Annotated in this window: 6 protein-coding genes; 2 read left to right on the top strand and 4 right to left on the bottom strand. The window is 35.4% G+C overall.

Annotated features, from left to right (window positions below):
- The first annotated feature begins 209 nt into the window (after positions 1-209).
- Positions 210-1,412, top strand: a complete 1,203-nt coding sequence (locus tag HOG71_12065; protein ID MBT5991577.1) for an FprA family A-type flavoprotein — start codon at positions 210-212, stop codon at positions 1,410-1,412.
- Positions 1,413-1,437: 25 nt separating this feature from the next.
- Here HOG71_12065 and HOG71_12060 read toward each other — a convergent pair whose 3' ends face one another.
- Genes HOG71_12060 through cysC form a run of 3 tightly spaced genes read right to left on the bottom strand, consistent with a single transcriptional unit; the run spans position 1,438 to position 4,243 of the window.
- A complete protein-coding gene (locus tag HOG71_12060; protein ID MBT5991576.1) occupies positions 1,438-2,679 on the bottom strand; it encodes a GTP-binding protein in 1,242 nt (413 codons plus the stop codon).
- 57 nt (positions 2,680-2,736) lie between these two features.
- Positions 2,737-3,639 (bottom strand): sulfate adenylyltransferase subunit CysD, encoded by a 903-nt coding sequence (cysD, locus tag HOG71_12055; protein MBT5991575.1) that lies wholly within the window; start codon positions 3,637-3,639, stop codon positions 2,737-2,739.
- A 10-nt stretch (positions 3,640-3,649) separates the two neighbouring features.
- The gene (cysC, locus tag HOG71_12050) at positions 3,650-4,243 is read right to left on the bottom strand and encodes an adenylyl-sulfate kinase (protein MBT5991574.1); all 594 of its coding nucleotides are present in this window, start codon (positions 4,241-4,243) and stop codon (positions 3,650-3,652) included.
- Between the two features lie 64 nt (positions 4,244-4,307).
- On the opposite strand from cysC, the gene cysQ reads away from it, so the two are divergent.
- The gene (gene cysQ / locus HOG71_12045; protein ID MBT5991573.1) at positions 4,308-5,093 is read left to right on the top strand and encodes a 3'(2'),5'-bisphosphate nucleotidase CysQ; all 786 of its coding nucleotides are present in this window, start codon (positions 4,308-4,310) and stop codon (positions 5,091-5,093) included.
- On the opposite strand, the gene obgE is transcribed toward cysQ, so the two are convergent.
- Positions 5,090-6,091, bottom strand: a complete 1,002-nt coding sequence (obgE, locus tag HOG71_12040) for a GTPase ObgE (GenBank protein MBT5991572.1) — start codon at positions 6,089-6,091, stop codon at positions 5,090-5,092. The two genes, cysQ and obgE, sit on opposite strands and share 4 nt — an antisense overlap.
- Positions 6,092-6,446: the final 355 nt, after the last annotated feature.

Here is a 6,446-nt window from a genome sequence, read left to right as displayed (position 1 = left end):
TACCTATGATGGTAAAATTTCCACAGATTCCAGAATTGTTTCAGTGGGTTAGTGAAATCTTGTGAATCTGTGGCCAAAATATGAATGGTAAGTTTAATAAATATGTCTGTGGTATTATAGAACATGCATTAAACTTATTTAAAAAATCGATAGAGGTATTTTAGTTTTAATAAATTTGCACCTCCTAATAATGCAAATAGAAATCAAGAATGACAAAAGCACATACATTAGAAGTTACCAAAGATGTGGAATGGATAGGCATATTGGATCCTGATTTGGATGTTTTCGACATCATCATGGAAACAAAATATGGTACAACCTATAATTCTTTCTTTATCAATGCTGAGAAAAAAACCATTATTGAAACATCAAAAGAAGGTTTTCAGGACGAATATTTAGAAAAAGTAAAAAGTGTTTGTAATCCTGCTGAAATTGAATACATCATTCTAAATCATACAGAACCTGATCATTCAGGCAATCTGAAATATTTATTGGAAATTGCGCCCAATGCAACAGTGGTGGCCAGTGGAAATGCATTGAAATACTTGCCTGATATTGTAGGCAAGGAATTCAAATCATTGCGAGCCAAAGATGGCGAATCTCTTGATTTGGGCAATAAAACCATTCATTTTATTGCTGCTCCAAATCTTCATTGGCCCGATACCATATACTCCTATCTAGTTGAAGACAAACTATTATTTACCTGCGATTCCTTTGGATCTCATTTTTGTGATGCTCGCATGTTTGATGATGAAGTCGATAATTTTGACGAAGCCTATAAATATTACTTTGACGTAATTCTTAAGCCCTTCAGTAAATTCATGCTCAAGGCCATTGACAAAATAAAGGATCTGGATATTAAAATGATATGCCCTGGTCATGGTCCAATTTTGCGCTCATACTGGGAAAAATATGTTGCCATTGCTGCAGAATATGCCCAACAGGAAATCGAGAATCGAGAAAGAGAAGGCTTTCAAGTTTTCATTCCTTATGTTTCGGCTTATGGCTATACTAAAAAAATAGCTGAAGCTATTGCTGAAGGAGTTAAAGAAGTAGCCAATGTAAGTGTTGAACTATGTGATATACAGGATAAAGATTTCCATTTTCTGGATCATAAAATTGCTGGTTCTAAGGCATTAATTATTGGCTCACCCACCATCAATCAGAATATTCTTCCTCAGATTTATCAATTATTCGCCTCTATTAATCCTATTCGAGATAGAGGGAAAGCCTATGCTGCTTTTGGTTCTTTTGGCTGGAGCGGTGAAGGTGTTGGAATTATTGAGAATGCACTTAGCACACTCAAATTAGTCAAGTTACAGGAAGGCATGAAGGTTAAATTCTCTCCTAAGATTTATAATCCAGAATTAAAAGAATTTGGAAAAAGATTTGGTGAAAGTTTGACTCAGTAATATTGAATTTACTTTAAGTCTGAAACTATAAAATCATTCCTGCTGCAACCGTATAATTGGTTCGTTCATCAACCAAAATTACACTACCGGTTATTTTATTCTTTTTATAGGTATCAAATAACAAAGGAGCAGAAGTACGAATATTCACACGTCCAATATCATTCAAGCCAATGTTTTTATCATCCTGAATTCTGTGTAATGTATTGATATCTACTTTATACCTCACATCCTTGATAATTGCTTTGACTTCGTTGGTGGTATGTTTTAAAATATACTTACTTCCTAAAGTCAGTGGAGTTTCTGTAAACCAACACATCATAATGTCAATGTCCTGATCGATGTTTGGTTGTGAAAATTCTTTCACGATCATATCGCCACGACTAATATCAATATCGTTTTCCAATTGAATCGAAACACTCATTGGTGGATATACCTGATCGACCTCTTTCCCCAGATTCTCAATGGATTTTATTTTTGATTTAAAGCCAGATGGTAAAATAACCACATCATCTCCTTTCTTGAATATACCACCTGCTACGCGACCTGCATATCCCCGATAATCATGAAATTTTTCTTTCATAGGTCGAAGCACATATTGTACAGGAAAACGACAATTCACACGTTCATAATCGCTTTCTACATAAGTGTTTTCTAAAGCATAAAGCAGAGTTGGCCCCTGATACCAATCCATTTTAGTAGAGCGATCTACAACATTATCTCCCTCTTTTGCGCTTAAGGGTATAAAACGTATGTCGGGGACATCTATTTTTGATGAAAAATCACGGTAATCATCTTTTATCTTCTGATAAACTTCCTGACTGAAATCCACCAAATCCATTTTATTAATGCAAACAATCAGGTGTTTAATTCCCAATAAAGCAGAAATAAAAGTATGCCTGCGAGTTTGCTCCATAACTCCATTTCTTGCATCAATTAATATCAATGACAGGTTTGCATTTGAAGCCCCTGTGACCATATTTCTGGTATACTGAACGTGACCCGGAGAATCGGCAAGAATAAACTTGCGTTTTGGTGTGGCAAAATACCTATAGGCAACATCAATGGTAATACCTTGCTCGCGCTCGGAACGTAAACCATCAGTTAGCAATGCCAAATTAACACCATCTTCTCCTCTTACCTTGCTGGTGTGCTCAACAGCCTCGAGTTGATCTTTAAAAATCGTTTTTGTATCAAATAATAAACGACCAATTAAAGTACTTTTCCCATCATCAACACTTCCTGCGGTAACAAATCTCAATAAATCCATATTAGTCAAGTATAAAATATAAAGTAAAATGTATAAAGTTGAATATCCCCATTTCCATTAAAAATAGCCTTCTTTCTTGCGATCTTCCATGGCTGTTTCTGAGCGTTTATCATCATGTCTGCCGGATCTTTCAGTCACACGAAATGCAGCTACTTCAGCAATAATATCATCAATATTACTTACCCTGGACTCAATAGCACCTGTACAAGAAATATCACCAATGGTTCTGAACCTGACTTCCTTTTCTTCGACAACTTCTGTAGGTTTCATTGGATTAAAAGGCGACTCTGCCAACCAAACACCGTCTCTATTAAAAACACGTCTTTTATGATTAAAATAAATAGATGGCAATTCTATTTCCTCTCGTTTAATGTACTGCCAAACATCCATTTCTGTCCAATTACTAATAGGGAAAACTCTAAAATGTTCGCCATAATTTTTTCGTCCATTGAAAAGATTCCAAAGTTCGGGGCGTTGATTTTTAGGATCCCACTCACCAAATTCATTTCGGTGTGAGAAAAAACGTTCTTTTGCCCGGGCTTTTTCTTCATCCCTTCGGCCTCCGCCAAGAGCACAATCAAATTTATTCGATTCAATTGTATCCAATAGAGTCACAGATTGAAACCAGTTTCTGCTTGAATTGATTCCGGTTTCTTCTTTCACTTTACCTGAATCAATAGCATCCTGTACATAGCCAACTACCAAATTAACTTCGTATTTCTTGGCCATTTTATCCCTGTATATAATTGTTTCTTCAAAATTATGTCCTGTGTCGACATGTACAATAGGAAAGGGAATACGTGCCGGATAAAAAGCCTTCCAGGCCAGATGCAAAATTAACATAGAGTCTTTTCCTCCAGAAAACAATAACATCGGTTTTTGAAATTGTGCAGCCACCTCTCTGATTATATAAACTGCTTCTGATTCTAAATGATCAAGATGTGAAAATTTATAAGCCATTAAAAATTCTTTAATATCTGATTAATGAAATTATTTCCCTGTAACATTGACGAATGGATCTTCTTACTGTTTTATTGTCAGTTCGCAAGATAAAATTTGGAGAAACAGGCTCTTCATATTCTGAATGAATTCCTGTGAAATTCTTTATTTCTCCTTTTCTGACTTTTCTATATAAGCCTTTTGGATCGCGTTCTTCGCATACTTCCAAAGAGCATTTTACATAAATTTCAAAAAAATTCTCTGGTCCGATTATCTCTTTAGCCAATTGTCTCATTTTTTCAGTTGGACTAATGAACGAACAAATAGTTACAGTGCCAGTGCCCAGAAAAAGTTTAGCTACTTGAGCAACCCTGCGAATATTTTCCTGCCGATCTTCTTCACTAAACCCCAGATTGCTATTTATTCCATGACGAATATTATCGCCATCCAATAATTTAGTCAAAAAGCCACGATTATGTAGTTTACGCTCCAAACCTTTTGCAAGTGTGCTTTTACCTGATCCAGATAAACCAGTTAGCCAGAAAACCATTCCTCGCTGCCGAAGAAGCTTTTCTTTCTCCCCCTGACTTACCATATGGCTGAATATGGGAAATATATTTTCCAAAATTATGCTTTTTCTTAGGGTAAATAATTAATAATACTTTTGCACCTTAAAATAATGAAATCCAATGCAAGCCGCAAATATAAGAATAAGTGATTTGATTTCCATTGCAAAAGCAGCTGGTGAAAAAATATTAGAAGTATACCAAACAGAATCTGAAAATTGGGATATTTCATTCAAAGGAGATAACAGCCCATTAACGATTGCCGACCAGCTCGCTAACGATATTATCATCGAAAAGCTAAAGCATTTATTCCCTGAAATTCCAATAATTTCAGAAGAAAATAAAGAAATAGCTTATGAAATTCGCAAGAATTATCCACTATTCTGGCTGGTCGATCCACTTGATGGTACCAAGGAATTTATAAAAAGAAATGGTGAATTTACAGTGAATATTGCCTTGATTCAAGATCAAAAAGTAATTGGTGGAATTGTATATGTTCCCGTTCAAGATAAAATGTATTTTGCTCAAAAAAACAAAGGAGCTTTCGTTATTGACAAAGGTGTTCAGTCGAAGCTGGAAGTTGCCAAATATGACAAGAATCAAAGCAATTTAGTGATTGTATCGTCCCGCTCACACATGAATGAGCAAACAACAAATTATATTTCACAATATAATGATCCACAAATAACGTCTATAGGTAGTTCACTAAAATTACTATTGGTTGCCGAAGGAAAAGCACATATTTATCCACGGCTTGGCCCAACCATGGAATGGGATACTGCTGCAGCACATGCCATTGTCAACGAAGCAGGAGGAACAGTTATTAATTACGAAGACCATACAGAGTTGAATTATAATAAAGAGAATTTATTGAATCCGTATTTTATCACCTTGGGAAAAACAAGCTAAAATTCAATCTCCCTATTCAAGGTGTTCCAAAGTAAATCTTTTAATTCGGTAATCCCTTGCATGGTTGCCGATGAAATAAAAAGAGATGGAATTTTTGGAAGTGTTTTGCTAATCTCTTCTTTCAATTCATCATCCAGCAAATCAGATTTTGTAATGGCAATAATTCGCTTTTTCACTAAAAGCGCAGGATTAAATTTTTCCAGTTCATTCAGTAATGTCAAGTATTGTTCCTTGATATTTAAATTTTCTGCACTAACCATGAACAAAAGAATTGAATTTCGTTCAATATGACGTAAAAATTGGATGCCAAGACCTTTCCCTTCGCTAGCTCCTTTTATAATACCAGGAATATCTGCAACAACAAAAGACTGATAGTCGCGGTGTTTTACAACGCCAACATTGGGTGTTAGTGTTGTGAATTCATAATTGGCAATTTTAGGTTTAGCGGCCGAAATAACGGAAAGCAAGGTCGATTTCCCAACATTAGGCAAACCAACTAAACCCACATCGGCTAATAACTTAAGCTCAAGAATAAAAGTTTTTTCGACACCTGGTATTCCTGGCTGAGCATATTCTGGTGCTTGTTTGGTAGAAGATTTAAAGTTAATATTCCCAAGTCCACCTTTGCCTCCGACTAATATTATTTCTTCCTGATTGTCTTCCGTAATTTCAACCATTTTGGCATCGGTCTCATAATCTCTGACAATGGTTCCCAGCGGCACATCAATCACAATATCTTCTGCATCAGCACCTGTTTTTTGCAAACCCATTCCCGGTTCACCATTTTTTGCCAATAAGTGTTTTTGATAGCGCAAATGCAATAAGGTCCACAAATTTTTATTTCCTTTTAAAATAATATGTCCACCCTTACCACCATCGCCACCATCAGGCCCACCTTTGGTTGTGTTTTTATCACGATGAAAATGAACCGATCCCGGACCTCCTGATCCTGAACGACAGAATACTTTGATTTGATCTATAAAGTTTTGATTGGACATTTAAGGTCTTTTTCTATTTGCTGCAAATTTCTGCAAAAATAACATCAATACGTCCACTTACATAAATTTGAGTGGAAATAGCTGTTTTCGATTACATTGGAATTGGACAAAACAATCGATGCAATTTGCATGACATCAGAAAACATAATTTGATTCTAGCAGACACAGGATTCAAATAAACCCTTATTATCCTCTTCAAGGCACTTGGTTTGATAAAAAATTAAACAAAAATAGAATATAAATAATCTGAAAATTGCATAATTTATTTAGAAAATAGTTTTGTAAATTGCAGGAAGAAGCTGATACAACATACTGTTTTTAATGGCCTGTAAGACAATAAAATGGAGTGCTTTTA

Source organism: Bacteroidota bacterium (genome assembly GCA_018698135.1).
Taxonomy (GTDB): Bacteria; Bacteroidota; Bacteroidia; order CAILMK01; family JAAYUY01; genus JABINZ01.
The sequence above is the reverse complement of the archived record's forward strand: the minus strand, read 5'-3'. Positions and strand labels throughout refer to the sequence as shown.